Origin of the sequence: Rhizobium sp. LjRoot30 (assembly GCF_964253915.1) — a bacterium.
GTDB lineage: Bacteria > Pseudomonadota > Alphaproteobacteria > Rhizobiales > Rhizobiaceae > Metarhizobium.
The window spans coordinates 44,152-69,529 of record NZ_CAXUSG020000012.1; the positions used below are offsets into that span (position 1 = coordinate 44,152).

The following is a 25,378-nucleotide window of genomic DNA, read 5'->3' on the forward strand; positions in this document are numbered from 1 at the left end:
CGTTTTTGCGAGCAGACCGATGAACAGGCTGTTTTTAGCCCTTCTCCTGATGCTGGCGGCCCTTGCGCCGCTCAGTCCTGCCATGGCGGAGGAATATATCCGCACCTACGATGCGGATATCACGCTCTCCCGCGACGGCTCGATGACGGTCACCGAGACGATCGTCGCCAATGCCGAGGGCCAGGAGATCCGCCGCGGCATTTTCCGCGACTTTCCATTGACCTTCATCAACGAGAAGGGTCGCACCGCCAAGGTCGATTTCGACATCGTCTCCATCGAGCGGGACGGCGTGGCGGAGGATTACCACACCGAATCCATCTCCGGCGGCATCCGCATCTATATCGGCAAGGCGGAGGTTTTCCTGCCGACAGGCGAGCACACCTTCACCATCACCTATCGCACCGACCGGCAGATCAAGCGGTTCGAGGCCTATGACGAGCTGTTCTGGAACGTCACCGGCAACGGCTGGCGGTTCCGCATCGCCGAAGCGACGGCGACGGTCCGCCTGCCGGAAGGCGCGCGCGCCCAAGATACGATCTTCTTCACCGGTCCGCTTGGCGCGACGGAGAAGAACGCCACCGTGCAGGACAATGGCGGCACAGTCACCTTCGCCACGACGCAGCCGCTGCGCCTCAGCGAAGGCCTGACCATCGGCGTCAAGCTCGCCAAGGGCGTCATCGATCCACCCACGGCGATGCAGGTGCGGATGGCGTGGCTGGAGGAAAATCTCGGCTATTTCATCGGCTTCGGCGGTTTCGCCGTGGTGTTCTTCTATTACCTGCGCTCGTGGGTGCGGGTCGGGCGCGATCCGTCGGGCGGCGTCATGGTGCCGCGCTGGGATGCGCCTGACGGCATTTCGCCGGCGCTTGTCAACTATATCGACAACAAGGGTTTTTCCGGCCAGGGCTGGACGGCGCTGTCCGCCACGGCGCTCAGCCTTGCCGTCAAGGGGTATGCCGTCCTGGAAGACACGGAAAACTCGCTCGCCATTCGCCGCACCACCAAGCCACGCAGCGAGAAACTGGGGGCGGGCGAGGAAAGCCTGCTGCATTCGCTTGGCGGCGAAGGCGCGGCGCTGATCATCTCCAAATCGAACGGCCGCTTTGTCAAGGCGGCGGGTGACCTGTTTCGCAGTTCGATCGAAAGGGAACATCGCGGCAAATATTACAATGCCAACATCGCCTACATCATCGGCGGTGTGCTGATCAGCGCGTTTTGCCTGGTGGGACTGCTGATCTTCTCGCAACTTTCGGAAGAGGCGCTGGGCATCTTCATCGGCTCGCTGCTCATCGGCCTGGTGGTCGGGGTGTTTTCCATTCCCCTCGGCCTGGCGTTGCGGGGGACACGCAACCTCCTCGGGCGCATACTCCTGATCCTCATTCTCGGCCTTTTCCTGTTTGTCGGCGCGATCCTGCTTTTCGGCATGTTTGTCAGCGCCTATGTCGACCTCGGCGATCCGCATGAATATGTGCCGATCTATGCGGCCGGCGGCATCGTGTTCCTGAACGTGCTGTTCTTCTTCCTGATGGGCGCTCCGACGCCGATCGGCTCGAAGATGATGACCGGCATAGAAGGGCTCCGCCAGTATCTGACGCTCGCGGAAAAGGACCGGATGAACATGGCCGGGGCGCCCACCATGTCTCCGCAGCATTTCGAGACGATGTTGCCGTATGCTGTGGCGTTGGGCGTGGAAAAACCCTGGTCGAAGACGTTCGATCGCTGGCTGGCATCGGCTGCGGCCGGGGCGGCGGCAACGACCTACCAGCCGTCCTGGTATTCCGGCTCGTTGTTCCGCGACAGGCGGTTCAGCGAAAACGTCGGCAAATTTTCCAGCTCTATGGCCTCGACCATTGCCTCGACCATTCCCGCGCCGCCACGAAGCTCCTCTTCCGGCTCCTCTTCCGGCTTCTCATCCGGCGGCTCGTCCGGTGGTGGCGGCGGCGGCGGCGGTGGCGGTGGCTGGTAAAGCCCGGCGATTTTCCGCATGCTGAGAGATGACTTTTGCGCGCGGGCTTGCTAAGTCCGCCGCAACCGTTCGGATTTATGAAAAGACACATCCATGCCTGATCTCCTGCTTGAACTCCGCTCCGAGGAAATTCCCGCGCGCATGCAGCGCAAGGCGGCGGGCGACCTGAAGAAACTCGTGACCGATGCGCTGGTCGAGGCGGGCCTGACCTACGAGGGCGCGCGGGAATACTGGACGCCGCGCCGGCTGACCCTCGACATCCGCGGCCTGACGGCGCGCTCCGCCGATGTGCGCGAGGAACGCAAGGGTCCGCGCACCGACGCCAACGAAAAGGCCATCGAAGGCTTTTTGCGCGGTGCGGGTCTTTCTTCCATATCCGAAGCGCAGGTGCAGAGCGATCCGAAGAAGGGCGATTTCTACGTTGCCCTGATCGTCAAGCCGGGCCGCCCGACCGAAGAGATCGTCACCGATATCATGCCGGGCATCATCCGCGATTTCCCCTGGCCGAAATCCATGCGCTGGGGCAAGGCGTCGAGCGAGCCGGGTTCGCTGCGCTGGGTGCGGCCGCTGCAGTCGATCATCTGCACCTTCGGCACCGAGCATGAAGAAACCGTCGTCATCCCCTTCGAGATCGACGGCATCGTCGCCTCGAACGTGACGTATGGCCACCGCTTCCATGCGCCCGAGGCAATCACCGTCAAGCGTTTCGACGACTACGTCGCAAGCCTGGAAAAGGCCAAGGTGGTGCTCGATGCCGAGCGCCGCAAGCAGATCATCGCCCAGGATGCCGCCAACCTCGCCTTCGCCAGCGGCCTCGATCTCGTCGAGGACGAAGGGCTGCTGGAGGAAGTCTCCGGCCTGGTGGAATATCCGCACGTGCTGATGGGCACCTTCGAGGAGGACTATCTGGCGATCCCGGCGGAAATCATCCGCCTGACGATCAAGACCAACCAGAAGTGTTTCGTCACCCGCGTTTCCGGCAGCGAAAAACTCTCGAACCATTTCATCCTCATCTCCAACATTGCCGCCAAGGATGGCGGCAAGGAGATCATGCACGGCAACGGCAAGGTGGTGCGCGCCCGCCTTTCAGACGCCAAGCATTTCTGGACCCGCGACCAGGGCGACCTGCCGGACCTCGGCACGCTCGCGGCTTCGGCGGAAAAATTCGACCTCGACCTCAAGAAGCCGCTCGACCAGCGCATGGCCAAGCTCGACGCGCTGAACGTCACTTTCCATGCCAAGCTCGGCACGCAGGGCGAACGCGTCACCCGCATTCGGTCGCTGGCCAAAGAACTGGCGCCGATCGTCGGCGCCGATGCAGCTCTGGTCGACCGCGCCGCCGTGCGGATGAAGGCCGACCTGCGCACCGAAGCCGTGGGCGAATTCCCCGAGCTTCAGGGCGTCATGGGCCGCAAATATGCCGGCCTGCAGGGCGAAGCGGCCTCCGTCGCCGTCGCCATCGAGGATCATTACAAGCCGCAAGGCCCCTCCGACCGCGTGCCGGACGACAAGGTGGCGATCACCGTGGCGCTGGCCGACAAGCTGGATACGCTCGTCGGCTTCTGGGCCGTCGATGAAAAGCCGACGGGTTCGAAGGACCCCTATGCGCTGCGTCGTGCGGCGCTGGGCGTGGTGCGCATCCTGTTGGAGCGTGGCGTGCGTCTTCCCATTGCCCGTTTCCTCCGCAACTGGATCATTCCGGCCAAGCTGGACAACACGATCAACTACACGTTCGAGAAGGATGGTCAGGAGACGGTTGCCGACCTCCTCTCCTTCTTCCACGACCGCCTGAAGGTCTACCTGCGCGATCAGGGCGCCCGCCACGACATCATCGATTCGGTGCTGACCGCCGATGCCGACGATCTGTTGATGGTTGCCCGCCGCGCCGAGGCGCTGACGGCCTTCATCACTTCCGAGGACGGCAAGAACCTGCTGGCCGGCACCAAGCGCGCCACCCAGCTTCTCGCCGCCGAGGAGAAGAAGGGCACCGTCATCGCCGATGGCGTCTCCGAAGCACTGCTTTCGCTCGACGCCGAGAAGGATCTTTACGCCGCCGTGACCAAGACGGTGCGCGAAGCCGCCGAGGCGGTCGCCAAGGAAGATTTCCGTTCCGCCATGGCATCGCTCTCGACGCTGCGCGCCCCGGTCGACCGCTTCTTCACCGACGTGCTCGTCAACGATGAGGACCCGGCGATCCGCGCCAACCGTCTGGCACTTCTGAAAACCATCCGCGAAGCCACCGGCACGGTTGCCGACTTCTCGAAGATCACGGGGTAGGCATTGGACTCAGGGGCTGTCGTATCTGCCGCAACATTGCCTCCTTTCCCCTTCTCCCCAGCGGGGAGAAGGTGGCCCGAAGGGTCGGATGAGGGGGCAGCCAAACAGACAGATCTTGCCGTGTGGCACCCCCTCATCCCGCTGCCGCGACCTTCTCCCCAAGGGGAGAAGGCGGAAATAGGCACCCGCCCATGTCCATATGCGATAGTCCTGCATTCACCGCCCGCGCCACCGCACGAATCCTCGTCAGCGCCTGCCTGATGGGTCATGCGGTACGCTACGACGGATCGTCGAAGCCGCTGTTGCATCCTGCTCTCGCCCGCTGGCGGGAGGAGGGGCGGCTGGTGACGCTCTGCCCGGAAATGTCGGCTGGACTGCCCGTACCCCGGCCGCCGGCGGAAATCGAAAACGGCGGCAGCGGTGCGGATGTGCTCGCCGGCCGGGCGCGCGTGCTTGAAAAGGCCGGCGGTGATGTCACCGCCGCCTTCGTCGCCGGCGCGCAAAATGCCTTGCAGCTGGCGGAAGAAAACGGCTGCGCCTTCGCGCTGCTGATCGACGGCAGCCCATCCTGCGGCTCCGGCTTCATCTATGACGGCAGCTTTTCCGGCCGCAAACAGGCCGGTTACGGCGTGACGGCCGCACTTCTCAGCCAGGCCGGTATAGACGTCTTTTCCCAAACCGAGGTCGAGCGCCTGGAGGCACGCATCGCGGCCTTGCCGTAAAGGCGCCCGCCGCCAGCGGCCTCAGAACGTCACCTTCTCCAGCGGCGGCCGTGTCGCTTCGAATTCCTTCAACTTCGCCTCACGCTCCTGGATGTAGTTGCGATTGTCGGGAACGGCGAATTGCTGCTTGGCGATCTGGATCTGGAAGATGAACAACTCGTCCCAGCGGAAGGCCATTTCCGAGCCGGCGAGATAAAACTCCCACATGCGGAAGAAGCGCTCGTCATACAGCGCCACCGCCTCGGCCTTGCGGGCGACGAAGTTTTCCCGCCAGGCCCGCAGCGTATAGGCATAGTGCATCGGCAGGATTTCCACATCCTTGACCAGCAGACCGGCCTTCTCGATCGAAGGCAGCACCTCGCCGACCGCGGGGATGTAGCCGCCCGGAAAAATATACTTCTCGATGAAAGGGTTGGTCAAAAAACTCGGTTTCGGTCGGCCGATGGAATGCATCACCATCACCCCGTCCTTGTCGAGCACTTCGGAGACCTTGCGGAAAAACCCGTCATAATGCGGCCGGCCGACATGCTCGAACATGCCGACGGAGACGATGCGGTCGTAATTGTTCTTCGGCAGGTAGCGATAATCCTGCAATTCGAAGCGCACGCGGTCGGAAAAACCGCGCTTGGCGGCGCGGTCGCGCGAAACCTTAAGTTGTTCATCGCTCAGCGTGATACCGGTAACATCGACGCCGGACGATTCCGCCAAATAAAGGCCCATGCCGCCCCAGCCGGAGCCGATTTCCAGAACGCGCTGGCCAGGTTCGAGCAGCAGCTTGGCGGCGATATGGCGCTTCTTGGCCACCTGCGCCTCCGCCAGGCTGATGCCCGGCGGGTTGAAATAGGCACAGGAATATTGCCAGTCCTCGTCGAGGAAAAGATCGAAGAGCTTGGCGCTCAGATCGTAATGATGCGAGACGTTGTAGCGGTTGCGGTTGATCGGAACGCGCGAGGCAAGCTGCGACAGCCCGATGCGCCAGAACAGCTTGAGGGCCATGGCCTTCGAGAAGACTTCGTTGACGGTGTTGCTTTTGACCAGCGACAGGAAGTCATAGATATCGCCTTCTTCGAGGATGAAGCGGCCTTCCATGTACATTTCGCCGAGCTTCAGGGTTGGGTCTTTCGCGATCAGCGTTTCAGCATCGTCATCGGTGAAGCGCACCACCACCGGCGCACCCGATCCATCGCCGAATGTCGATTTTTCGCCGGACGCGCGGATAACCGTCAGGGAACCCTTGCGGACGATGCTCTCGACCAAAGCACAAAAACTCGATGCCATGCCAACCTCCGAGCATTTCAAAAATACGTCGACGAGGCTGGGTCCATTCTGTTCAAGCGAAACTGCGGAGGCAGGTCGTCCATATGAACGGAGGGAATAGGGAGGAAATATATCGATATTTTCTAATTCATTCCGGCGCATTCAAACGGAGAACATGCCTCGCTTTCTTAAAAAGGGGAAACCGCAGACAGGCAACGACCCGGAAAAACGGGCCAGTTGTCGGCCCCGGTTACGCCCCAAACGGGTGACACGAACCTTACGGAACCAGACTCTTATATGCATAAAGAATCTATGCACTGCTTGTCGAAGATACAAGCGTGGTCCCGGGATTGACGGATGCAAAGAGCGGAAGTGTTGCATCATCGCATCGCTTCCGCTGTTTACGGTATTTTACGGGGCTATTTGCGTTTCATTGCCGCAGCCAGCGCAGCGCCCAGACTCCCTTGCGTTTCAGGCTTTTTCTTGTCGTCGCGCGGTTTACCCCCGGCCGGGCGGGAGGCGCCTGTAGGAGCACCACGATCACGCGATTGTGACGCCGGCATGCTGCCGTCGTCCTTGCGCATCGACAGGGCGATGCGCTTGCGCTTGGCATCGACTTCGACGACGCGCACCTTCACCACGTCGCCCGCCTTGACCACTTCATGCGGATCCTTGACGAAGCGGTCGGCCAGCTGGGAGACATGCACCAGCCCGTCCTGGTGGACGCCGATATCGACAAAGGCGCCGAAAGCGGCGACGTTGGTCACCGTGCCCTCCAGCACCATGCCCGGCACCAGATCGGAAATCTCGTTGACGCCTTCGGCAAAGGTTGCGGTCTTGAAGCTCGGGCGCGGGTCGCGGCCGGGCTTCTCCAGTTCGGCGATGATGTCGCGCACCGTCGGCAGGCCGAATTTTTCATCGACGAACTGGCGCGGATCGACGCTCTTCAGGAGAACGCTGTCGCCCATCAGCGTGCGCAGGTCGCGGCCGCAGGCGGCAACGATCTTCTTGGCGACGCCATAGGCTTCCGGATGTACGGAGGAGGCGTCGAGCGGCTCCTTGCCGTTCGGGATGCGCAGGAAGCCGGCGCACTGTTCGAAGGTGCGGTTGCCAAGGCGGGCGACCTTGAGCAGGTCCTTGCGGCTGGCAAACGGCCCCTCCTGGTCGCGATGGGCGACAATCGCCTCGGCAATCGACGGGCCGAGACCGGAAACGCGGGCAAGCAGCGGCGGCGAGGCGGTGTTGAGATCGACGCCGACGGCATTCACCGCATCTTCGACGACGGCATCCAGCGACCGGCTGAGGCGCTGCTGGTCGACATCGTGCTGATACTGGCCGACGCCGATGGACTTGGGGTCGATCTTGACCAGTTCGGCCAGCGGGTCCTGCAGGCGGCGGGCGATGGAGACGGCGCCACGCAAGGAGACGTCGAGGTTGGGGAATTCGTTGGCCGCCGTCTGAGAGGCGGAATAGACCGAGGCGCCGGCCTCCGATACGATGACCTTGGTGGGTTTCGGTGCCGGAAGATTGGCCAGCATGTCGGCCACCAGCTTTTCCGTCTCGCGGCTGCCGGTGCCGTTGCCGATCGAGATCAGCTCGACATTGTGCTTGCGGATCAGTGAGGCGAGTTCGGCCTGGGTGCCGCGCACGTCGTTCCTCGGCGGGAAGGGATAGACGGTGGTGGTTTCGATGAGCTTGCCGGTGCCATCGACGATGGCGACCTTGACGCCGGTGCGGATGCCCGGATCGAGGCCCATCGTGGCGCGCGAGCCGGCGGGGGCGGCGAGCAGCAGGTCCTTGAGGTTGCGGGCAAAGACGTGGATCGCCTCTTCCTCGGCGCGCTCGCGCAGCTCGCGCATCAGGTCGAGCGACAAGGACATGGAGAGCTTGACACGCCAGGTCCAGCCGGCGACCTCCATCAGCCACCGGTCGGCGCCGCCCTTCTGGCCGATCTCGTAGGCGGCGGCGATCATCCGCTCGACCGGCTTGACCGGTGACGTATCGTCGGCATCGACATCGATGGTCAGCGTCAGCATTTCTTCGTTCCAACCGCGCAGCATGGCCAGCGCACGGTGACCGGGTGCATTGGCCCAGCGTTCGGCATGGTCGAAATAATCGGCAAACTTGGCACCTGCCTCCTGCTTGCCGTCCACCACCTTGGCGCGGAGGAAGGATTTATCCTTCATGTAGTTGCGCAGCTTGCCGAGCAGATCGGCATTTTCGGCAAAACCTTCGGCGACGATGTCGCGGGCGCCTTCCAGCGCCGTCTTCACGTCGGCCACATCCTGGGTGAGATAGGCTTCGGCCAGCTTGGCCGGCTCGGCGGCGCGGTTGGCCAGGATCGCTTCAGCCAGCGGCCCAAGGCCGCGCTCGCGGGCGATTTCGGCGCGGGTGCGACGCTTCGGCTTGTAGGGCAGGTAGATGTCCTCAAGCTCGGCCTTGGTGGCGGTGGCGGCGATCTTTGCCCTCAACTCGTCGGTCAGCTTGCCCTGGCTTTCGATGGAATCGACAATCGCCTTACGGCGGGCGCCGAGTTCACGCAGGTAGACCAGCCGCTCGGCCAGCGTGCGCAGCTGCGTATCGTCGAGGCCGCCGGTGACTTCCTTGCGGTAGCGGGCGATGAAGGGCACGGTGGCGCCTTCGTCGAGCAGCTCAATGGCGGCGACCACTTGCGGGCCGCGCGCGTTGATTTCCGAAGCGATGATCGTGGCGAGTTCTTGTGTTGCGACGGCCATGGGTGTTCCTGTTACAAGATAGAGGCTTGGCACTTAGCGCAATTCCAGCAAAAGTGCGTAGCGGTTTTGCGTCCGGAATTGCGTAGAAACAAAACGCGCTAGCGGCACATAACGGCAAGATGACGGAGAAGTGCCGATCTTCCCCGGGAAAGCAATGCCGCCCGAACCGCTTGGCGCTTGACCTTTGCTGCGCCCGCCCTTAACCCGCGGAGAGCGCGAAAGGAAGGGTGAAGCGATGAAAGTTCTGTTGATCGGATCCGGCGGCCGCGAGCATGCGCTCGCCTGGAAGCTTTCGCAATCGCCGCGTCTCGGCACGCTTTACGCGGCCCCCGGCAATCCCGGCATCGCCGAGGTGGCGACGCTCGTTTCCCTCGATATCGAAGACCACGCCGCCATCCTGCGCTTCTGCGCCGAAAACGCCATCGATTTTGTCGTCGTCGGCCCGGAAGCGCCGCTGGTTGCCGGCCTCGCCGACAAGCTGCGCGCCGAAGGCATCGCCACCTTCGGGCCATCCGCCGCTGCAGCCCAGCTGGAGGGCTCGAAAGGCTTCACCAAGGATCTCTGCGCCAAATACGACATCCCGACCGGCGCCTATCAGCGCTTCAACAACGCGCCGAAGGCCAAGGCCTATATTCGCGAGCAGGGTGCGCCCATCGTCATCAAGGCGGACGGGCTGGCAGCCGGCAAGGGCGTCACCGTCGCCATGACGCTGGACGAGGCGCTGGCCGCCGTCGACGACTGCTTCGAGGGCGCTTTTGGCGCGGCCGGTGCAGAAGTCGTGGTCGAGGCCTTCCTCGACGGCGAGGAGGCGAGCTTCTTCTGCCTCTGCGACGGCAAGACGGCGCTGGCGCTGGCCACGGCGCAGGATCACAAACGTGTCGGCGATGGCGATACCGGCCCGAACACCGGCGGCATGGGCGCCTATTCGCCCGCCCCGGTGATGACGCCGGCCCTGGTGGAGCGCACGATGAAGGAAATCATCGAGCCGACCATGCGCGGCATGGCGGAAAGCGGCCATCCGTTCAGCGGCGTGTTCTTCGCCGGCCTGATGATCACCGCCAAGGGGCCGGAACTGATCGAATACAACGTCCGCTTCGGCGATCCGGAATGCCAGGTGCTGATGATGCGGCTGAAGAGCGACCTGCTGCCGCTGCTGTACGCCACCGCCACCGGCACGCTGGACCAGGTAAACGCCGAATGGCGCGATGAGGCCGCACTGACCGTCGTCCTCGCCTCCAAGGGGTATCCTGGCTCCTACGAGAAGAATACCCCGATCGCCAGCCTGCCGCAGGCGGAAGAGGGCGCCAAGGTTTTTCACGCCGGCACGGCGCTCAAGGATGGCAAGCTGGTGGCGACCGGCGGACGCGTGCTGAACGCGACAGCGATCGGCCAGAGTGTCGGGCAAGCGCAGACGCGCGCCTATGCCCTCGTCGATGGCATAGAATGGCACAACGGCTTCTGCCGCCGCGACATCGGCTGGCGGGCGATCGAGCGCGAAAAGGCCTGAATTCCGGGAAAAACCCGCTCGTCAGTTCAAATTTTACCATTTCCCATGACGGGAAAGAAAGAAACGCCTGATACCTTCCGTTTCAACAATCAAACGGGTGGTGGTTTCGATGCGCTTTTTCCTTCTTGCGTCAGCATTTTCGGTGATCGCTTGTTCGGCGCTCGCCTCGTCCGTGGAGCCCGTCACCACGAAAGTTTCGGCCGGCAGCATCGTCACAAAATCCTGTGACGCCTGCCCCGAGCTGAAGATCACCAAGTCGAAGCGCGCCTACATCGTGCCCACCCTCAAGGAGGGCACGCAGGTCACCGAAATCCGCGACATCAACGGCGAGAAGAAGATGGTGCGCACCGAAGCCTGGCTCGGCGGCTCGCCGGTGGTCTTCGTCAGCAAGGCGCCGGAAGGGGCCGTCACGGCATCGGCGACGGCCGGGCAGCCGGCGCAGGCAGCGGACATCGAGCTACCGGCCACCGGCGTCGATGCAACGGCCACCACAGCTGCAGTCGGCGTTGCCGGGGCGGAAGAGCCGGCCATTGCCACCAGCACGCCGACGCTCGATGCCACGAACTTCAACCTCCGGGTCGAATAAAGAGCCCTTTCCCTGCCCCGTACAGCCGATCCACTGTGCTGTTGAGGCCATGCCGCAAGGCGAAACATGCGTCCCCGAGAGAAGCGGGGACGCATTTTTTTTGGCCGGCCGAGAATTCGAGGCGTGGGGATGAAGGCGCGGTCCGGACGAAATGACGCGCGCACCCCCGACTATAGTCTTATGCCTGCTTTCATATTAGAAAATTCTGACTTTCGAACTCTACTCTTGGTTACGCTTTCTGGCAGGAACAATCGAAGTATTTGAATTAAATCATTCTTTATACAAACATCACTATTCTGCGGCCCACGAAGACCCGCGACACTTTACGCGCATGAGGACGCCGGCATTTGCGATGGGGCAGCGGAGATGGGAGCAGATGATCTGTTTTCGTTTCTATCATCAACCCCTCTGTGAGGCGTCATGAAGAACCTGAAGATCTCCCGACAGCTGATAATACTTGTCAGCACCTTGCTGATCGCCTTCGCGGGCGCGACTTATTACCAGATCCGCTCATCGATCGATGCCATCTATGCCGAGCGCTACGATATGTTGCGCACGCAGGTCGAGTCCGGTCTTTCGATCATGCAGTCCTATTACGACCGGGAAAAATCCGGTGAGCTGACGCATGAGGAAGCGCAGGCGCAGGCCTACAAGACCCTGGCGGGCATCAAGTTCGAGCCGGCCGGCTATCTGTTCGGCATGAGCTACGACATCGTCACGGTGTTCCACTTCAACCCGAAGAATGTCGGCACGCAGCAGAGGGGCATGCCCGACAAGATGGGCAACATGTTCCGCGACGAGCTGGTGTCCAAGGGACGCGCCGGCGGCGGCATTACCGAATATTACTGGGAAAAGCCCGGCAAGTCGGCTGACGAGGTCTACAAGAAGGGCGTTTACTCCAAGGCATTCGAACCCTGGCAGCTCGTCGTGGCAACCGGCGTCTACCTCGACGACCTGGACGCCAAGGTCTGGGATACCATCCTGCAGGTGCTGGCGATCGGCGTTGGGGTTCTGCTTCTGGCCATCGGTGCTGCCTATTACGTGATCCGCAGCATTACCCAGCCGCTGGCTTCGATCCATTCGGCCCTCGAAGCCGTCGCCAACGAAAACACCTCGATCGCCATTCCCCACACCGACATGTCGAACGAAATCGGCATGATGGCGAAGGCGACCAAGGCGCTGCAGGAAAAGGTGCGGGAGCGCCACGCCATGGCCGAGCGCCAGAAGCAGCAGGACGCCGAGTTCGAAGCAGAACGTCGCCGCAACATGAGCCAGCAGGAGCAGGAGGCCGAACAGTCCGCCCATGTCGTCGCCACCGTCGGCAAGGCGCTGGAAGGCCTTGCCAGGGGTGACCTCACGGTCCGCTGCAACGATCTCGGTCAGAAATATATCGGCCTGCGCAACAACTTCAACGAAGCCATCGCCGGACTTGAGGATGCAATGGGTCGCGTCAGCACCAAGGGTGTCGAGATCGGCGCCAGCAAGGACGAGATCCGCCGCGCCTCCGGCCAGCTTGCCCAGCGCACCGAACAGCAGGCGGCAAACCTCGAAGAAACCTCGGCCGCCCTCGACGAACTCAGCGTCGCCGTCCGCCAGACCGCCGAAGGCGCCCATGAAGCGGCCAAGCGGGTCAGCAGCGTCAGCAAGGAAGCCTCGCGCAGCGACGACATCGTTTCCGAAGCCATCGGCGCGATGAGCGGCATCGAAAAGTCTTCCGATGAAATCGGCAAGATCATCGGCGTCATCGACGAGATCGCCTTCCAGACCAACCTGCTGGCGCTCAACGCCGGTGTCGAGGCCGCGCGTGCCGGTGAATCCGGCAAGGGTTTTGCCGTCGTCGCCCAGGAAGTCCGCGAACTCGCCCAGCGCTCCGCCGCCGCCGCGAAGGAAATCAAGGAACAGATTTCCCGCTCGTCCGGCCAGGTGGATGCCGGCGTACGCCTCGTCGGCGAAGCCGGCGATGCGCTGAAACGTATCTCCGACCAGGTGAAGGCAGCCAGCGACATCGTCGTCAAGATCGCCCACAGCGCCACCGAACAGGACACGACGCTGCGCAGCATCTCCGCCTCGCTCAACCAGCTCGACCTCGCCACGCAGCAGAACGCCGCCATGGCCGAAGAAACGACGGCCTCGGCCGAATCCCTGGCAATCGACACGGACGAGTTGCTGGGCCTGATCGGCAGCTTCCGTGTCGGCTCCGGCCAGGCACAGAGCCGTCATGCCGGCTACCAGGCGCCGCTGCGCAAGGCCAGCTGAGAAAGACCGCATCGAGAAACGAAGCCGCCGGGCGTAAGGCCCGGCGGCTTTTTTTGTCGGAAAACCCTTGGCCGCAATTGTCCCGCAAGCGGCGACCCGAAGCCTCCGATCAAGGCCAGGGCGATCGCATATGGCGCGACATCGCCTCTTTCCCCTTCTCCCCAGCGGGGAGAAGGTGGCCCGAAGGGTCGGATGAGGGGGAGCCGAACCGACAGGTCTTGCCGTGTGGCCCCCCTCATCCCGCTGCCGCGACCTTCTCCCCGCTGGGGAGAAGAGAGCAAGCCGGACCCTCTCGTCCCATACGCAATCGCCCTGCGATCAAGGTGGGAGGCGGCAAGGCCCCAGCGGCTGCCTGCTGACCCGATGTGGTTAACAGCCTGGTAATTTCAAAGGTTTAGATTGCGTGAAATCCAACAGGCCTGCGTTTCGGGCCGTATCCGTATTGCGTATCGTTTGGAGTTTCCTTCGTGTTCAAGTCATTGCCTTCATTTGTCTGCGCGACCGTTTTTCTTGCCTCCACGGGTGTCGTTTCGGCACAGGAGGGCCAGGCCTGGTGGTCGGGCGACTGGTATGTCTCGATCGGCGCCGCCGGTTTCGTGGCGCCGCGCTTCGAAGGCGCCGATAGCCGCAAGCTGCAGTTTTCGCCGCTGATCTCCATCGGCAAGGTCGGACCGGCCGTGCGCTTTTCCTCGCGCAACGACAACCCGTCCTTTGCACTTCTTGACAATGGCGGGGTCCGGGCCGGTATTGCCGGCAAGCTGATCACCAAGCGTGACGAAGATACCGATTCCGACTTGGCCGGTCTCGCCGAAGTACCGTGGGGGCTGGAAGCCGGTGCTTTCGTCGAAGTGTACCCGACCGACTGGATCCGCGCCCGTGCCGAACTGCGCCACGGCATCCGCAGCCATCACGGCGTCGTCGCCGATATCGCCGTCGATGCCTTCACCGACATCACCCCGGATCTCAGGCTTTCCGGCGGACCACGCGCCACCTTGGCCAGCGCCAAGTTTTTCGATGCCTATTACGGGGTCAACGCCGCCGAGTCGGCGAAGTCGGGCCTGAGTCAGTATTCGCCCGATGGCGGCGTGCATTCCGTCGGTGCCGGTGCGGCGCTGACCTGGCAGGCGTCAGAGGCGATCACCACCAGCTCCTTCGTCGAATATCGCCGCCTGACCGGTCCGGCCAGCGATTCCAGCCTGGTGAAGGAACGCGGCTCGCGCGACCAGTTGCTGTTTGGCCTGTCCGCCACCTACAAGTTCGGCTTCACCATCGATTGACGCCGCCAGCGGCAAGATTTGGGGTCCAGCATAAATTATCCGTTTCGGCACTCCGCCGGATCGGCTAGAGCATTGTCCGACGCCGGAGCGTTTCCGCTTCGGCTGGAAATGCTCTAGGAATGCGTCATGGAAACGAACAGTCTGACGTCCGGCCGCGTGGCCGATGCGCCCTCCGGCAATTTTGTCTATCAGATCCTGCCGCGGGCCTTGTGGCCCTATGCGCAGCTTGCCCGCTGGGATCGCCCGATCGGCTGGCAGCTCTTGATGTGGCCGTGCTTCTGGTCCGCGGCGCTCGCCGCCAACGTCGCCGCCGGCGAGGGGCATTTTTCGCTTGCCCGGTTCGCCGGCCACCTCGCGCTGTTCCTGATCGGCTCGATCGCCATGCGCGGCGCCGGCTGCACCTATAACGATATCGTCGATCACCGCATCGACATGGAGGTCGCCCGCACCCGCTCGCGGCCGCTGCCTTCCGGTCGGGTCAGCCGCTTGCAGGCCAAGGCGTTCATGGTGGCACAGGCGCTGGTCGGCCTCGTCGTGCTCCTGCAGTTCAATATCTTCACGATCGTCCTCGGCATCCTGTCGCTCGCCGTCGTGGCGATCTATCCCTTTGCCAAGCGTTTTACCGACTGGCCGCAGTTCTTTCTCGGCCTTGCCTTTTCCTGGGGCGCGTTGGTCGGCTGGTCGGCGGTTTTCGGCACACTCTCCTTTTCCTCTGTCGTCTTGTTCATCGGCGCCGTCGCCTGGACGATCGGTTACGATACGATCTACGCCCACCAGGACAAGGAGGACGACGAGCTGATTGGTGTCCGGTCGACCGCGCGCCTGTTCGGGGATGATACGCGCGCCTGGCTGGTCGGGCTCTACGGCCTGACCTTTGCGCTCATCCTCGTCTCGTTCATCGCCGCAGGCGTCGGTTTCGTTGCCTATCTCGGCCTGCTGGCCGCCGCCGTGATGCTCGCCTACCAGATCGCCGTTCTCAACATCCACGACGCGGCTGATTGCCTGGCGCTGTTCCGTTCCAACAACAAGGTCGGCCTCGTGCTGTTCGTCGGCCTGGTCCTGGCGTTGCCCTTCGCCTGAAAACGGCTGGAAGACAAAAAACCCGGCCTCTCGCAAGGCCGGGTTTTGTGTGTCCGAAAGATGGAGATCAGCCGCGTGCGATAATCTCGCGACCCTCGATCTTCATGCTGACGCCGAGCGTACCGGTGCGGCGGCGAACCAGGAAACGCGGGCGGCGGTTGGCGAAGAAGGAATGGCGGCGGCGGCTCTTGACCGGAGTGGCGCGCAACTCGCCGAGATGCTCCTCGAGCGGGCGGGCGACGCCGTCGGCTTCCACCATCAGCATCGGAATGCGGAAGGAGGCGGCCCAACTGCGCCAGTCGGCGGCGATGTCGCAGAGGTCATGGGCAACGAGCAGCGGAATGCAGAGGCTCGGATCGTCGTGATGCAGTTCCAGCGTCACCGTCACTTCGCCGTTGCCATGGTCGATGGCGCGGGCGGCGACGCCCTTGAAGGCGCGGGCCGGCAGGGCGATGGAAAGCGGCAGGCCGCTCGACGGCAGGATCTTGCGCATCACGGCGCCGCGTTCGTCGATGGTTATCGTGACATCACTGGAGGCACCATGCATTGCATAGGTGGCCTGCTGCGGAAAGCGGGCGGGGTCCAGTCGCAAGGTCGTTTCTGCCCAATCGGGCTTCATCACCGTGTTTGTCATCAATTCTTACCCTTGTTTTACCTGAGAGCCGGTTTTCCGGTCTTCCCTCGGGACTTTGCGTCCTCTGATGGCTGCACCATATGCGGCGCACATTCCGGACAGCTTAAAAATCGCAGTTAAAAAAACTTTGCGCTGTCAAATGGTTAGCGAAACCGAACGCGGTAAGGTTTTCAAAAGCTGAAGACCGCTCCCATTTGGCACGGCCGTTATGCCGTTCGGCGAGGGCCTGCCGGTGTAAAGCCCCATGCAAGGCAGCCTTCCTACAACGCTCCGTAGTGCGAATTAAAATGGGAGCAATGCGCGATGGTCTCGACGTATCTCAGCTACGATCTGGTCAACCGGGATATCCGGGCATCGCTGAAGCGTGTCGAACAGGAACAGCAGGTTGCCCGCGAGGCGACCTACTACAAGGAAAAGATCGGCACGATCAAAACTGTCGACGACTTCCTGAAGGACGACCGTCTCTACAACTATGCGATGACCGCCTACGGCCTGGAAGACATGATCTATGCCAAGGCCTTCATGCGCCAGGTCCTCGAAAGCGATCTCACCGATAGCAACTCCTATGCGAACCGTCTGACCGACGAGCGCTACAAGGATTTCGCCGCCGCCTTTTCGTTTGCCGGAAACGCGCCAGCCGCCCAGTCCAGCGTGCAGATCGACGAGATCATCGGCCTCTATACCAGCACCATCGAAAACACCGATGCGTCGATGCACGAGGAAACGGCCTACTACAATGCGATGATGGATCGCATCACCAGCGCCGACGACATCCTCAACAACGACCGCCTGCGCGCCTATGTGTTCAGCGCCTTCGGCATCGACGAAAGCAGCTATTCGCGCGTCACGATCCGTGGCTCCCTGATGAGCGATCTCAACGACCCCGCCAGCTACATCAATACGGTCTGGGGAACGAAGCTCGCCGAATATCAAACCAGGATCGACAACAACAACGCACAAATCACGACCCTGAATGCATCCTATGATGCGGACAAGGTGCAGCGGGACGCTTACATCGAGATGCTGGACGATCCCGGCGCCGACACGGCCTACCTGACGGGGGAAATCAACACCCTCGGCGACAGAATGAACACCAGTCTGACGACGATAAACACGCTGACCGCGTCCGTCGCCAGCGACAGCCGCTCGGTCACCGAAATCGGCAAATATTACGATCTGGCAGCCGCCTACAATTTCAGTGCGGACGGCACCCTTCCGGTAGGGGAAAAGGCCCAGTCGGACGAGATGAAGAAGCTGGTCAACGAGCAGTACATCCTGTCCAATTCGCGCACGACATCGTCGGCCGCCTTGCTCAACCAGGCATATTTCGAGCAGAAGGTTGCCGCGGCGACGAGCGTTGACGACCTGTTCGCCGATCCGTACGACGAACGCATCTACAGCTACATCAAGACGGCGTTCGGCCTGACATCGGCCGCGGTCATGCCGTCGACCATCGAGAATATCCTGACCAGCGACCGCGATCCGGACAATCCCTCCAGTTATGTCAACATGGCGGGCGCCAACAAGGAAGTCTACAAGGCGCTGATGGAGGCTTTCAACTTCAATCAGGACGGCAGCCTCGATGCCGGCGTGTCGGCGCAGACGTCCGATCAGGCGATGCAAATCAAGAACCGCTACATGTCGGGCTACAACGACAAGGACGATGCGGCGGACGAAAAGGCGATCACCCAGTACAAGAACAACATCGAGGCGATCACCACCGTCGACGAGTTTGTCAAAAGCGCCAGCGTCTATCAATTCGCGCTGAAGGCCGTCGGGCTCAATCCGGACAAGGTTTCGGTGCTGACGATCAAGAACGTGCTGAAAAGCGATCTCAACGATCCCAAAAGCTACGTCTATCAGCTGAAGGACGAGCGCTACGTCAAGCTCGCCAAGGCATTCAACTTCGATGCCAAGGGCCTGATCGTCGAGCCGCTGACGGCGCAGTCTTCTGCCGTCGTCACGCAGAACGCCAAGGACTACATCATCCTCAAAACCCGTTTCGTCGACGATAGCGAGGTCGATGCGGTCCGCAAGAAGGCGGAGGAAGAGGCGCAATACTACACGGACAACATCGGCAAGATCGATAACGTCAAGGAATTGCTGGCGGATCGCAAGATCCTGGATGTCGTGCTTTTCGCCAAAGGTCTAGACCCAACGAAGGTCACGGACCAAGATCTCAAGAAGATGTTCGAGTCGGATCTCGACGATCCCAAGAGTTACGTCAACGGACTGGACGACTGGCGCTTTGCCGAGGTGGTCGCCTCGTTCAACTTCGATGCCGCCGGCAACCGTGTACAGTCGGCGCAGGACGGTATCCAGCAGCGTGGCGAAATGCTCGAAACGGCCAACCGTTATCTGAACCAGATTCTCGAAACGGAGCAGGGCGCGGAAAACGCCGGCGTCCGCCTGGCGCTCTATTTCCAGCGCATGGCGGGCTCGATCACCTCCGCCTATGACATTCTCGGCGATACAGCGCTTCTCGAAGTCTTTCGCACCATGTTCAGCCTGCCGACCGAACTCAGCAACATGGACATCGACGCGCAGGCGAAGATCGTCGAAAAGAATCTCGATCTCTCCGAGCTCAAGGACCCGGAGGCTCTGGAGAAGCTCGTCAGGCGCTTCACCATTCTCTATGACCTCGAGAACGGCATCACCAATTCGCCGTCACTCTCGATTCTCCTTGGCGATGGCAGCGCGACGATCAGTGGCGATACGCTGATGGCCATCGCCCAGCTTCGACAGGGATAAGCTGCAAGGGATAACGCGAAAGAAGCGCCGAAACGCAGGCAGTTGAGGTTTCAGCCTTGCTGCCTGCGTTTCGGTCTTGTCTTTTCGTCACCATTGCAGAGGCGCCGCGCGGCTTTGAGCGGCATGGTCAGCCCGCCGCGATCACCTTGCCGGGGTTCATGATGCCGGCGGGGTCGAAGCTGTGCTTGATGCGCCGCATCAGGTCGAGTTCGATGCCGGTGCGGATAGCGGCCAGTTCGTCGCGTTTCAGCTGGCCGATACCGTGTTCGGCGGAAATCGATCCGCCGTAGGACAGCACGATGCCGTGGACGATGTGGTTGATCTCCCGCCAGCGGGCGATAAACGCCTGCTTGTCGGCACCGACCGGCTGCGAGATGTTGTAATGGATGTTGCCGTCGCCAAGATGGCCGAAGGCGCAGATGCGGGCGCCGGGAATGGCCGCGAGCACCGCCTGCCGGGCTTCTTCCATGAAAACGGGTATCTTCGAGACAGGCACCGAGACGTCGTGCTTGATCGAGCCGCCTTCTGGCTTCTGCGCATCCGACATGCTTTCCCGCATGTGCCACAGCGCCGCCTGCTGCGCAACCGAGGCGGCCACGACCGCATCCTCAACCAGCCCTTCCTCGAAACCGTGCTCCAAGAGCGCCTGCATCATGCGCTCGGCAGTCTCGGCGGAATCGGAAGTGGAGATGTCGATGAGCGCATACCAGTCGTGCGGCGAGGCCAGCGGATCGCGGACGCCCGGAATGTGGCGTGTGGTGAATTCCACGCCGAGGCGAGGCATCAGTTCGAAGCCGGTCAGCGCCGTGCCGCAGCGGTTGGAAGCCTCCTGGAACAGCGCAAGTGCGGCATCGGGCGAGGCCAGACCCGCCAGCGCCACCTGGCGGCCGAGCGGCTGGGGAAACATCTTCAGTACCGCGCCGGTGATGACGCCAAGCGTGCCCTCGGCGCCGATGAACAGGTCGCGCAGGTCGTAGCCGGTATTGTCCTTCTTCAGGCGCCGCAGCCCGTCCCAGATCTCGCCGGTCGGCAGCACCACTTCGAGGCCGAGGCAAAGCTGGCGCATGTTGCCGTAGGCGAGAACCGCCGTACCGCCGGCATTGGTCGACAGGTTACCGCCGATGCGGCAGGAACCCTCGGAACCGAGCGAGAGCGGAAACAGCCGGCCGGCATTGTCCGCCGCCCGCTGTACGTCGGCGAGGATGCAGCCGGCATCGACGACCATGACATTGGCAACGGGATCGACCTCCCGGATACGGTTCATCCGCTCCAGCGACAGGAGAAGGTCGCCACCGGTCTCGCGTGGCGTCTGGCCGCCGACAAGCCCGGTATTGCCGGTTTGCGGCACGATCGGGGTTTGGGTTTCGCTGGCAAGTTTGAGGATCGCCGCCACCTCGGCCGTCGAACCCGGCTTGAGCACCATCGGTGATGCGCCACGATAGAGTCCACGGTTCTCCACGAGCCGCGGTGCGATCTCGGCGGGGTCGCGCAGGACGTTGGCCTCGCCGATGATCGCTGCGAAGCGGTCAAGCAGGGCAGGGGACAGCGGCGTGGTCGTGGACATCATTTCCTCCATCCGGGCATCTCCGCTTTTCATCGCACCGCGAAGTTTCCCTATCCTTTTGTTTTCAAGCAGTTCCGCGCGCAAGACCTCTGCGCGCCTTGACGTAAATGCTCTATTCCCGCGGCGCGGCGGCGCGGCGCAGCCGGTCGTTGATCGCTTCGCCGAGGCCTGCTTCCGGAATGGCTGTGAAGGCGATCATGCCGGCGCCGGTGGCATCGGCCTTTTTCATATAGTCGAACAGGTTGGCGGCAGCCTCGGCAAGATCGCCGTCGGGGCTGAGGTCGAGCACGATGCGCGCCCGTTCCAGCCCCTCGACCTCGACGCCGCCGAACCGCACCAGCGCCTCGCCGGCACTGACGGAAACGGCATCCAGTCGCACCGCCGCGCCGGGCGCATAATGAGAGGCGAGCATACCCGGCGCTTCGATGGTGGCGCCTGCGGCAGACCGGATCAGCGGCCGGCCGATCAAGGCTTCGATCTCGGCGGCGCTCAGCCCGCCCGGTCGCAACAACCGCACATCGTCGCCCTCGACCTTGAGGATGGTGGATTCGACCCCGACCGTTGCTGCACCACCGTCGAGGATCAATGGAATTTTTCCACCGAGGTCGGCGGCGACATGCGCAGCGCTGGTCGGGCTGATCTGTCCGGAGGTGTTGGCGCTGGGGGCGGCCAGCGGCCGGCCGAAGGCACGGATGACATCGCCGGCAAATCCCTTGGGCGAACGGATGCCGACCGTATCGAGACCGGCGGTCGCCAGCGCGTGGATGGCGCTTTCGGCGCGGCGCGGAAGGATTAGCGTCAGCGGTCCCGGCCAGAATTTTTCCGCCAGCCGCCGCGACAGCGGATCGAAGACGACATGCCGCTCGGCCATGGCAAGATCGGCCATATGGCAGATCAGCGGGTTGAAGCGCGGCCGGCCCTTGGTTTCGTAGATGCGGGTGATGGCGGTGGGATTGGTGGCGTCGGCGGCCAGTCCGTAGACGGTTTCCGTCGGCAGTCCGATCGGCATGCCGTCGTTGAGGACATCGACGGCGGCGCGAAGGGCTTCCTGCCGGTCGGTTTCGATATGGATCAATCTGGCCATGGTGGTCCGGGCGCGGCTGCGGGCGAAAGGAGGAAGGCAGCAGAGGTTCTGTCTGCGTCCTGCTTTAACCCCTGGACCGTTCAGGATCAAATGGTCTTTGTCGCGATCGCGGAATTGCCTCAGAGCGAGCGGATGACGTCGCGCAGCTTTTCGTTGCGGGCGCCGAGCAGCAGCACGTTCTTCAGCGCCACCTTCGGATCGTTGGTGCGGAAGATGACGCCGTTGCCGCGGATCTTGCGGTCGATGGTCAGCTTCTTCTTCTCGTCGTCCGGCTGCATGGCGACGGCGAAATACATGCGCGAGCCGCGACGGCGCAGGTTGGAGATCATCTTCTCGTCTTCGCCGATATCGGCCATGAAGTTGGCAATGTAGAAGGCCCACTTCACCTCGTCGAATTCCGCAAAGCGGGTCTTCGAGGCCGTGACGTGACAGTAACCGAGATGCGGGCGATCTTCGAGCGTGCGATGAAAGATCATCTTGGGCAGCTGAATGGAGCGATGGAAGCTGTTGAGCCGGTCGTGCGCCTGCTGACCAGCGACTTCCAACCGCCGCCCGGTGCGCTCGGCGACTTCCTGGTAGGAAAGATAACGCCGCTCTTCGGGAACCCAGTTGTCCTTGTGCCGAATGATCCGGCCGGTGCGCAGAAAATCGGAATGGAGGGTTTCGAGAGCCGGAACATTGGGCTTCTTCTGCCCGCTTGCATCGAAATAACGGAGCTTGGACATGCCGGCACTCTTTGTTCGTGACAAGGTCTGCGTTGTGAAAGGCTAACGCAGCCTAGGTTAAGATCAGGTTCTCATGTCTAGAGCATGGTGGTTTCGCGAAACTTGCGTCGGTTATGCTTTCCATCGGTGCAATGCATATTGTTTCATTTGCGACGATCCGGTGCGGAACCCAGATTTATTCTGGCCATAAGACATTGTAATTGCCTAAAAAATAGCCGTATGCTGAAGGCAATTTCCTCCGTCGCAATCGTGTCGTCATTGTCGAAGCCGATGTCGTTTTGCGACCATGCGACATGGCGCGCGGATGCTTTAATGATGGTGTGCTCAAGGTGCCGTCGTGCTCATCCGCGACGGAGAATTGGGAAGCCGGTCGAAATCCGGCGCTGCCCCCGCAACGGTGGCGGAGTGAAGGCATGGCAACGGCCACTGGGAGGAGCCCGGGAAGGCGTCATGCTGCGTCCGATAGGACGGCTCCGGAGCCCGGAAACCAGCCTCGTGCCAGTGATAGAAACTGATCGCGGAGGGCGGTCGGGGGGCAGGAACCACCAGTTTTCGAGCTGGCGTGGCGCTGCGTCCCTGTTTTCCCTTGCGGTCGAATTCAGGCAAGGAAAACGCCATGGATCTCCGCAGCACCGTCTACCGGCAATTGAAGAACCGCCGCGAAGGCTTCAGCCTCGAGCAGCCCTTCTACATCGACCAGGATTATTTCAAGCTCGACATGGAGATGATCTGGTATCGCGACTGGCTGTTCGTCGGCCATGATTGCGAAGTCGCCAAGCCCGGCAGTTATTTCACCGTCCAGATCGGCGACTATCCCGTCGTCGTCGTGCGCGGTCGCGACAAGGCCATCCGCGCCTTCCACAACACCTGCCGCCATCGCGGCCACCGGGTCTGCACCGCCGAGCGGGGTTCTTCCGCCAAGCTGGTCTGTCCCTATCACAACTGGACCTACGAGCTGGACGGCTCGCTGGCCTTCGCCCGCCAGATGGCGGACGGCTTCGACAAGGCCGATTTCGGCATGAAGACGGTGCATTGCCAGAGTGTCGGCGGTTACGTCTTCATCTGCCTCGCCAACGAAGCGCCGGATTTTGCGCCGGTGCGTGCTGCGATCGAGCCCTACATGCTGCCGCATCGCCTTGCCGAGGCCAAGGTCGCCCATCGCACCACCATCATCGAAAAGGGCAACTGGAAGCTCGTCTGGGAAAACAACCGCGAATGCTATCATTGCGCCGCCAACCACCCGGAGCTTTGCCGCACCTACCCGGAAGCGCCGACGGCAACCGGCGTCCAGGGCGCCAAGGACGATCCGGTCATCGCCGCCCACTGGGAGCGCTGCGAGGCCGTCGGCCTGCCGAGCGAGTTCAAGATCTCTGCCGACGGCCAGTTCCGCGTGGCCCGCATGCCGCTGATCGAAGGCGTCGAGAGCTACACGATGAGCGGCCAGAATGCCGTCCGCCGTCCGCTGTCGCCGGATGTGCCCATCAACATGATCGGCACAATGCTGCTGTTCCATTACCCGACCACCTGGAACCACATGCTGGGCGATCATGCGCTATCCTTCCGCGTCATCCCTATCGGCCCGGAAGAGACAGCCGTCACCACCACCTGGCTGGTGCACAAGGATGCGGTTGAGGGCGTCGACTACGATCTCGAAGACCTGACGCATGTCTGGAACATGACCAATGACCAGGACCGATCGATCGTCGAGGAAAATGCCTTTGGCATCCGCTCCCCGGCCTATGAACCCGGCCCCTATTCGGAACTTCATGAAGGCGGCGTGATGCAGTTCGTCGAGTGGTACACCAATTTCATGCTTCAACGCCTGCAGGGCGACAAGAACAAGCTTTCGGCGGTGGCATAAGATGAACATGAACGTCTCCGTGCGCCACCTGGACGAGATGCAGCCTTGGAACGACCGGCAGCATCAACTCGAATGCGTCGCGGTTGCCGAAGAGGCCCCCGATGTCATGACCTTCACCTTCCGCTCCGACAAGGCCAACTGGTTCCGCTACAATGCCGGCCAGTTCGTCACGCTGGAACTGCCGGCCGGCGACGAGCCGCTGATGCGCACCTATACGCTGTCCTCCAGCCCTTCACGGCCGTTCTCGATTGCCGTTACGGTCAAGGCGCAGAAGGGATCGGTCGGCACCCGCTGGATGTTCGAAAATCTCCGGCCGGGCATGCGCCTGCGTGCTTACGGGCCACTCGGCGATTTCTCCTATGCCCGTCACAGCGGCCCGAAATACCTGTTCATCTCCGCCGGTTCGGGGGTGACGCCGATGGTGTCGATGACCCGTGACATGAGCGATCGTGCCCCGGACAGCGATATCGCTTTCCTGCATTGCGCCCGTTCACCCGACGACATCATGTTCCGCCGCGAACTCGATGGGCTGACGCATGTGATGCCAAAACTTTCGCTGGCCTATATCGTCGAGACGGCGCGTCCGCGCGACGGCTGGGCCGGGTTCCGCGGGCGGGTGGATCTCGCCAAGATCGCGTCGCTGGCTCCGGACTTCCTGGACCGCACGGTGTTCTGCTGCGGTCCCGAGCCGTTCATGGCGGCCGTCCGCGCCACGCTGGAAAAGGCCGGTTTCGACATGGGCCGCTTCCACCAGGAAAGCTTCCAGCCGGCGATTGCCGAGCCGATGGTCGTCGATGTCGCCGAGGGTGGCGAGCGTGCCGCGACAATTGGTTTTGCGCTGGCCGGCAAGGACATTCCCTGCAAGCCCGGCCAGACCATCCTGCAGGCATCGCGCGCCGGTGGCGTGCGCATCCCGGCGGCCTGCGAAGGCGGGATCTGCGGCACCTGCCGGGTGCTGAAACTTTCCGGCGAAGTCGAGATGAACCACAATGGCGGTCTTCTCGACGACGAGGTGGAGGAGGGGTACATCCTCGCTTGCTGCTCGCGGCCGAAGACGGATATCGTCATCGAGGCATAAATCTTTTGGCGCGCGCCC

General features: G+C 62.3%; 17 protein-coding genes and 1 riboswitch. Of the genes, 11 read left to right on the forward strand and 6 right to left on the reverse strand.

The window, feature by feature from the left end:
- The first annotated feature begins 19 nt into the window (after positions 1-19).
- From ACSQ3I_RS21375 to ACSQ3I_RS21385, 3 genes are all read left to right on the forward strand, one after another.
- Positions 20-1,966 (forward strand): DUF2207 domain-containing protein, encoded by a 1,947-nt coding sequence (locus ACSQ3I_RS21375; RefSeq protein WP_436002210.1) that lies wholly within the window; start codon positions 20-22, stop codon positions 1,964-1,966.
- 93 nt (positions 1,967-2,059) lie between these two features.
- Entirely contained in the window at positions 2,060-4,243 is a 2,184-nt protein-coding gene (gene glyS, locus ACSQ3I_RS21380; RefSeq protein ID WP_436002212.1) for a glycine--tRNA ligase subunit beta, read from the forward strand.
- A gap of 191 nt (positions 4,244-4,434) precedes the next feature.
- On the forward strand, positions 4,435-4,965 hold the full coding sequence (locus tag ACSQ3I_RS21385; protein WP_436002214.1) for a DUF523 domain-containing protein: 531 nt from the start codon (positions 4,435-4,437) through the stop codon (positions 4,963-4,965).
- A 21-nt stretch (positions 4,966-4,986) separates the two neighbouring features.
- Here ACSQ3I_RS21385 and ACSQ3I_RS21390 read toward each other — a convergent pair whose 3' ends face one another.
- Positions 4,987-6,243, reverse strand: coding sequence for a class I SAM-dependent methyltransferase (locus ACSQ3I_RS21390; protein WP_436002216.1), 1,257 nt, complete (start codon positions 6,241-6,243; stop codon positions 4,987-4,989).
- A gap of 398 nt (positions 6,244-6,641) precedes the next feature.
- Positions 6,642-8,957: a Tex family protein gene (locus tag ACSQ3I_RS21395; protein WP_436002218.1), complete on the reverse strand. Its 2,316-nt coding sequence runs from the start codon at positions 8,955-8,957 to the stop codon at positions 6,642-6,644.
- A 235-nt stretch (positions 8,958-9,192) separates the two neighbouring features.
- On the opposite strand from ACSQ3I_RS21395, the gene purD reads away from it, so the two are divergent.
- The 5 genes from purD (at position 9,193) to ubiA (ending at position 15,663) form a co-directional block, all read left to right on the forward strand.
- On the forward strand, positions 9,193-10,464 hold the full coding sequence (gene purD / locus ACSQ3I_RS21400; RefSeq protein ID WP_436002220.1) for a phosphoribosylamine--glycine ligase: 1,272 nt from the start codon (positions 9,193-9,195) through the stop codon (positions 10,462-10,464).
- A gap of 109 nt (positions 10,465-10,573) precedes the next feature.
- Positions 10,574-11,050, forward strand: a complete 477-nt coding sequence (locus ACSQ3I_RS21405) for a plant virulence effector HPE1-like domain-containing protein (protein ID WP_436002222.1) — start codon at positions 10,574-10,576, stop codon at positions 11,048-11,050.
- 420 nt (positions 11,051-11,470) lie between these two features.
- Entirely contained in the window at positions 11,471-13,306 is a 1,836-nt protein-coding gene (locus tag ACSQ3I_RS21410; RefSeq protein ID WP_436002224.1) for a methyl-accepting chemotaxis protein, read from the forward strand.
- A gap of 467 nt (positions 13,307-13,773) precedes the next feature.
- On the forward strand, positions 13,774-14,583 hold the full coding sequence (locus ACSQ3I_RS21415) for a MipA/OmpV family protein (RefSeq protein WP_436002226.1): 810 nt from the start codon (positions 13,774-13,776) through the stop codon (positions 14,581-14,583).
- A gap of 126 nt (positions 14,584-14,709) precedes the next feature.
- Complete coding sequence (gene ubiA, locus ACSQ3I_RS21420) at positions 14,710-15,663, forward strand: 4-hydroxybenzoate octaprenyltransferase (protein ID WP_436002228.1); 954 nt, start codon at positions 14,710-14,712, stop codon at positions 15,661-15,663.
- A gap of 67 nt (positions 15,664-15,730) precedes the next feature.
- Here ubiA and ACSQ3I_RS21425 read toward each other — a convergent pair whose 3' ends face one another.
- Positions 15,731-16,297 (reverse strand): DUF6101 family protein, encoded by a 567-nt coding sequence (locus tag ACSQ3I_RS21425; RefSeq protein WP_436002230.1) that lies wholly within the window; start codon positions 16,295-16,297, stop codon positions 15,731-15,733.
- A gap of 303 nt (positions 16,298-16,600) precedes the next feature.
- On the opposite strand from ACSQ3I_RS21425, the gene ACSQ3I_RS21430 reads away from it, so the two are divergent.
- On the forward strand, positions 16,601-19,048 hold the full coding sequence (locus tag ACSQ3I_RS21430) for a DUF1217 domain-containing protein (RefSeq protein ID WP_436002232.1): 2,448 nt from the start codon (positions 16,601-16,603) through the stop codon (positions 19,046-19,048).
- 127 nt (positions 19,049-19,175) lie between these two features.
- Here the strand turns inward: ACSQ3I_RS21430 and ACSQ3I_RS21435 are convergent, their stop codons facing one another.
- The 3 genes from ACSQ3I_RS21435 to ACSQ3I_RS21445 form a co-directional block, all read right to left on the reverse strand.
- The gene (locus ACSQ3I_RS21435) at positions 19,176-20,612 is read right to left on the reverse strand and encodes an FAD-binding oxidoreductase (RefSeq protein ID WP_436002402.1); all 1,437 of its coding nucleotides are present in this window, start codon (positions 20,610-20,612) and stop codon (positions 19,176-19,178) included.
- A 112-nt stretch (positions 20,613-20,724) separates the two neighbouring features.
- Entirely contained in the window at positions 20,725-21,696 is a 972-nt protein-coding gene (locus tag ACSQ3I_RS21440) for an L-threonylcarbamoyladenylate synthase (protein WP_436002234.1), read from the reverse strand.
- 119 nt (positions 21,697-21,815) lie between these two features.
- The gene (locus ACSQ3I_RS21445; RefSeq protein ID WP_436002236.1) at positions 21,816-22,421 is read right to left on the reverse strand and encodes a DUF6656 family protein; all 606 of its coding nucleotides are present in this window, start codon (positions 22,419-22,421) and stop codon (positions 21,816-21,818) included.
- Positions 22,422-22,731: 310 nt separating this feature from the next.
- Positions 22,732-22,931: riboswitch (cobalamin riboswitch) on the forward strand.
- A 106-nt stretch (positions 22,932-23,037) separates the two neighbouring features.
- Here ACSQ3I_RS21445 and ACSQ3I_RS21450 point away from each other — a divergent pair.
- On the forward strand, positions 23,038-24,282 hold the full coding sequence (locus tag ACSQ3I_RS21450) for an aromatic ring-hydroxylating oxygenase subunit alpha (RefSeq protein ID WP_436002237.1): 1,245 nt from the start codon (positions 23,038-23,040) through the stop codon (positions 24,280-24,282).
- Position 24,283: 1 nt separating this feature from the next.
- Positions 24,284-25,360: a 2Fe-2S iron-sulfur cluster-binding protein gene (locus ACSQ3I_RS21455; RefSeq protein WP_436002238.1), complete on the forward strand. Its 1,077-nt coding sequence runs from the start codon at positions 24,284-24,286 to the stop codon at positions 25,358-25,360.
- Positions 25,361-25,378 lie beyond the last annotated feature (18 nt).

What these genes read in the sequence shown, in the direction of transcription:
- ACSQ3I_RS21410 (WP_436002224.1), top strand. Translation starts at nt 11,471, where the DNA reads ATGAAGAACCTGAAGATCTCCCGACAGCTGATAATACTTGTCAGCACC.
- ACSQ3I_RS21440 (WP_436002234.1), bottom strand. Translation starts at nt 21,696, where the DNA reads ATGGCCAGATTGATCCATATCGAAACCGACCGGCAGGAAGCCCTTCGC.
- ACSQ3I_RS21445 (WP_436002236.1), bottom strand. Translation starts at nt 22,421, where the DNA reads ATGTCCAAGCTCCGTTATTTCGATGCAAGCGGGCAGAAGAAGCCCAAT.
- ubiA (WP_436002228.1), top strand. Translation starts at nt 14,710, where the DNA reads ATGGAAACGAACAGTCTGACGTCCGGCCGCGTGGCCGATGCGCCCTCC.
- ACSQ3I_RS21385 (WP_436002214.1), top strand. Translation starts at nt 4,435, where the DNA reads ATGTCCATATGCGATAGTCCTGCATTCACCGCCCGCGCCACCGCACGA.
- ACSQ3I_RS21395 (WP_436002218.1), bottom strand. Translation starts at nt 8,957, where the DNA reads ATGGCCGTCGCAACACAAGAACTCGCCACGATCATCGCTTCGGAAATC.
- ACSQ3I_RS21390 (WP_436002216.1), bottom strand. Translation starts at nt 6,243, where the DNA reads ATGGCATCGAGTTTTTGTGCTTTGGTCGAGAGCATCGTCCGCAAGGGT.
- ACSQ3I_RS21450 (WP_436002237.1), top strand. Translation starts at nt 23,038, where the DNA reads ATGGATCTCCGCAGCACCGTCTACCGGCAATTGAAGAACCGCCGCGAA.
- ACSQ3I_RS21375 (WP_436002210.1), top strand. Translation starts at nt 20, where the DNA reads ATGAACAGGCTGTTTTTAGCCCTTCTCCTGATGCTGGCGGCCCTTGCG.
- ACSQ3I_RS21435 (WP_436002402.1), bottom strand. Translation starts at nt 20,612, where the DNA reads ATGTCCACGACCACGCCGCTGTCCCCTGCCCTGCTTGACCGCTTCGCA.
- purD (WP_436002220.1), top strand. Translation starts at nt 9,193, where the DNA reads ATGAAAGTTCTGTTGATCGGATCCGGCGGCCGCGAGCATGCGCTCGCC.
- ACSQ3I_RS21405 (WP_436002222.1), top strand. Translation starts at nt 10,574, where the DNA reads ATGCGCTTTTTCCTTCTTGCGTCAGCATTTTCGGTGATCGCTTGTTCG.
- ACSQ3I_RS21425 (WP_436002230.1), bottom strand. Translation starts at nt 16,297, where the DNA reads ATGACAAACACGGTGATGAAGCCCGATTGGGCAGAAACGACCTTGCGA.
- glyS (WP_436002212.1), top strand. Translation starts at nt 2,060, where the DNA reads ATGCCTGATCTCCTGCTTGAACTCCGCTCCGAGGAAATTCCCGCGCGC.
- ACSQ3I_RS21430 (WP_436002232.1), top strand. Translation starts at nt 16,601, where the DNA reads ATGGTCTCGACGTATCTCAGCTACGATCTGGTCAACCGGGATATCCGG.
- ACSQ3I_RS21455 (WP_436002238.1), top strand. Translation starts at nt 24,284, where the DNA reads ATGAACATGAACGTCTCCGTGCGCCACCTGGACGAGATGCAGCCTTGG.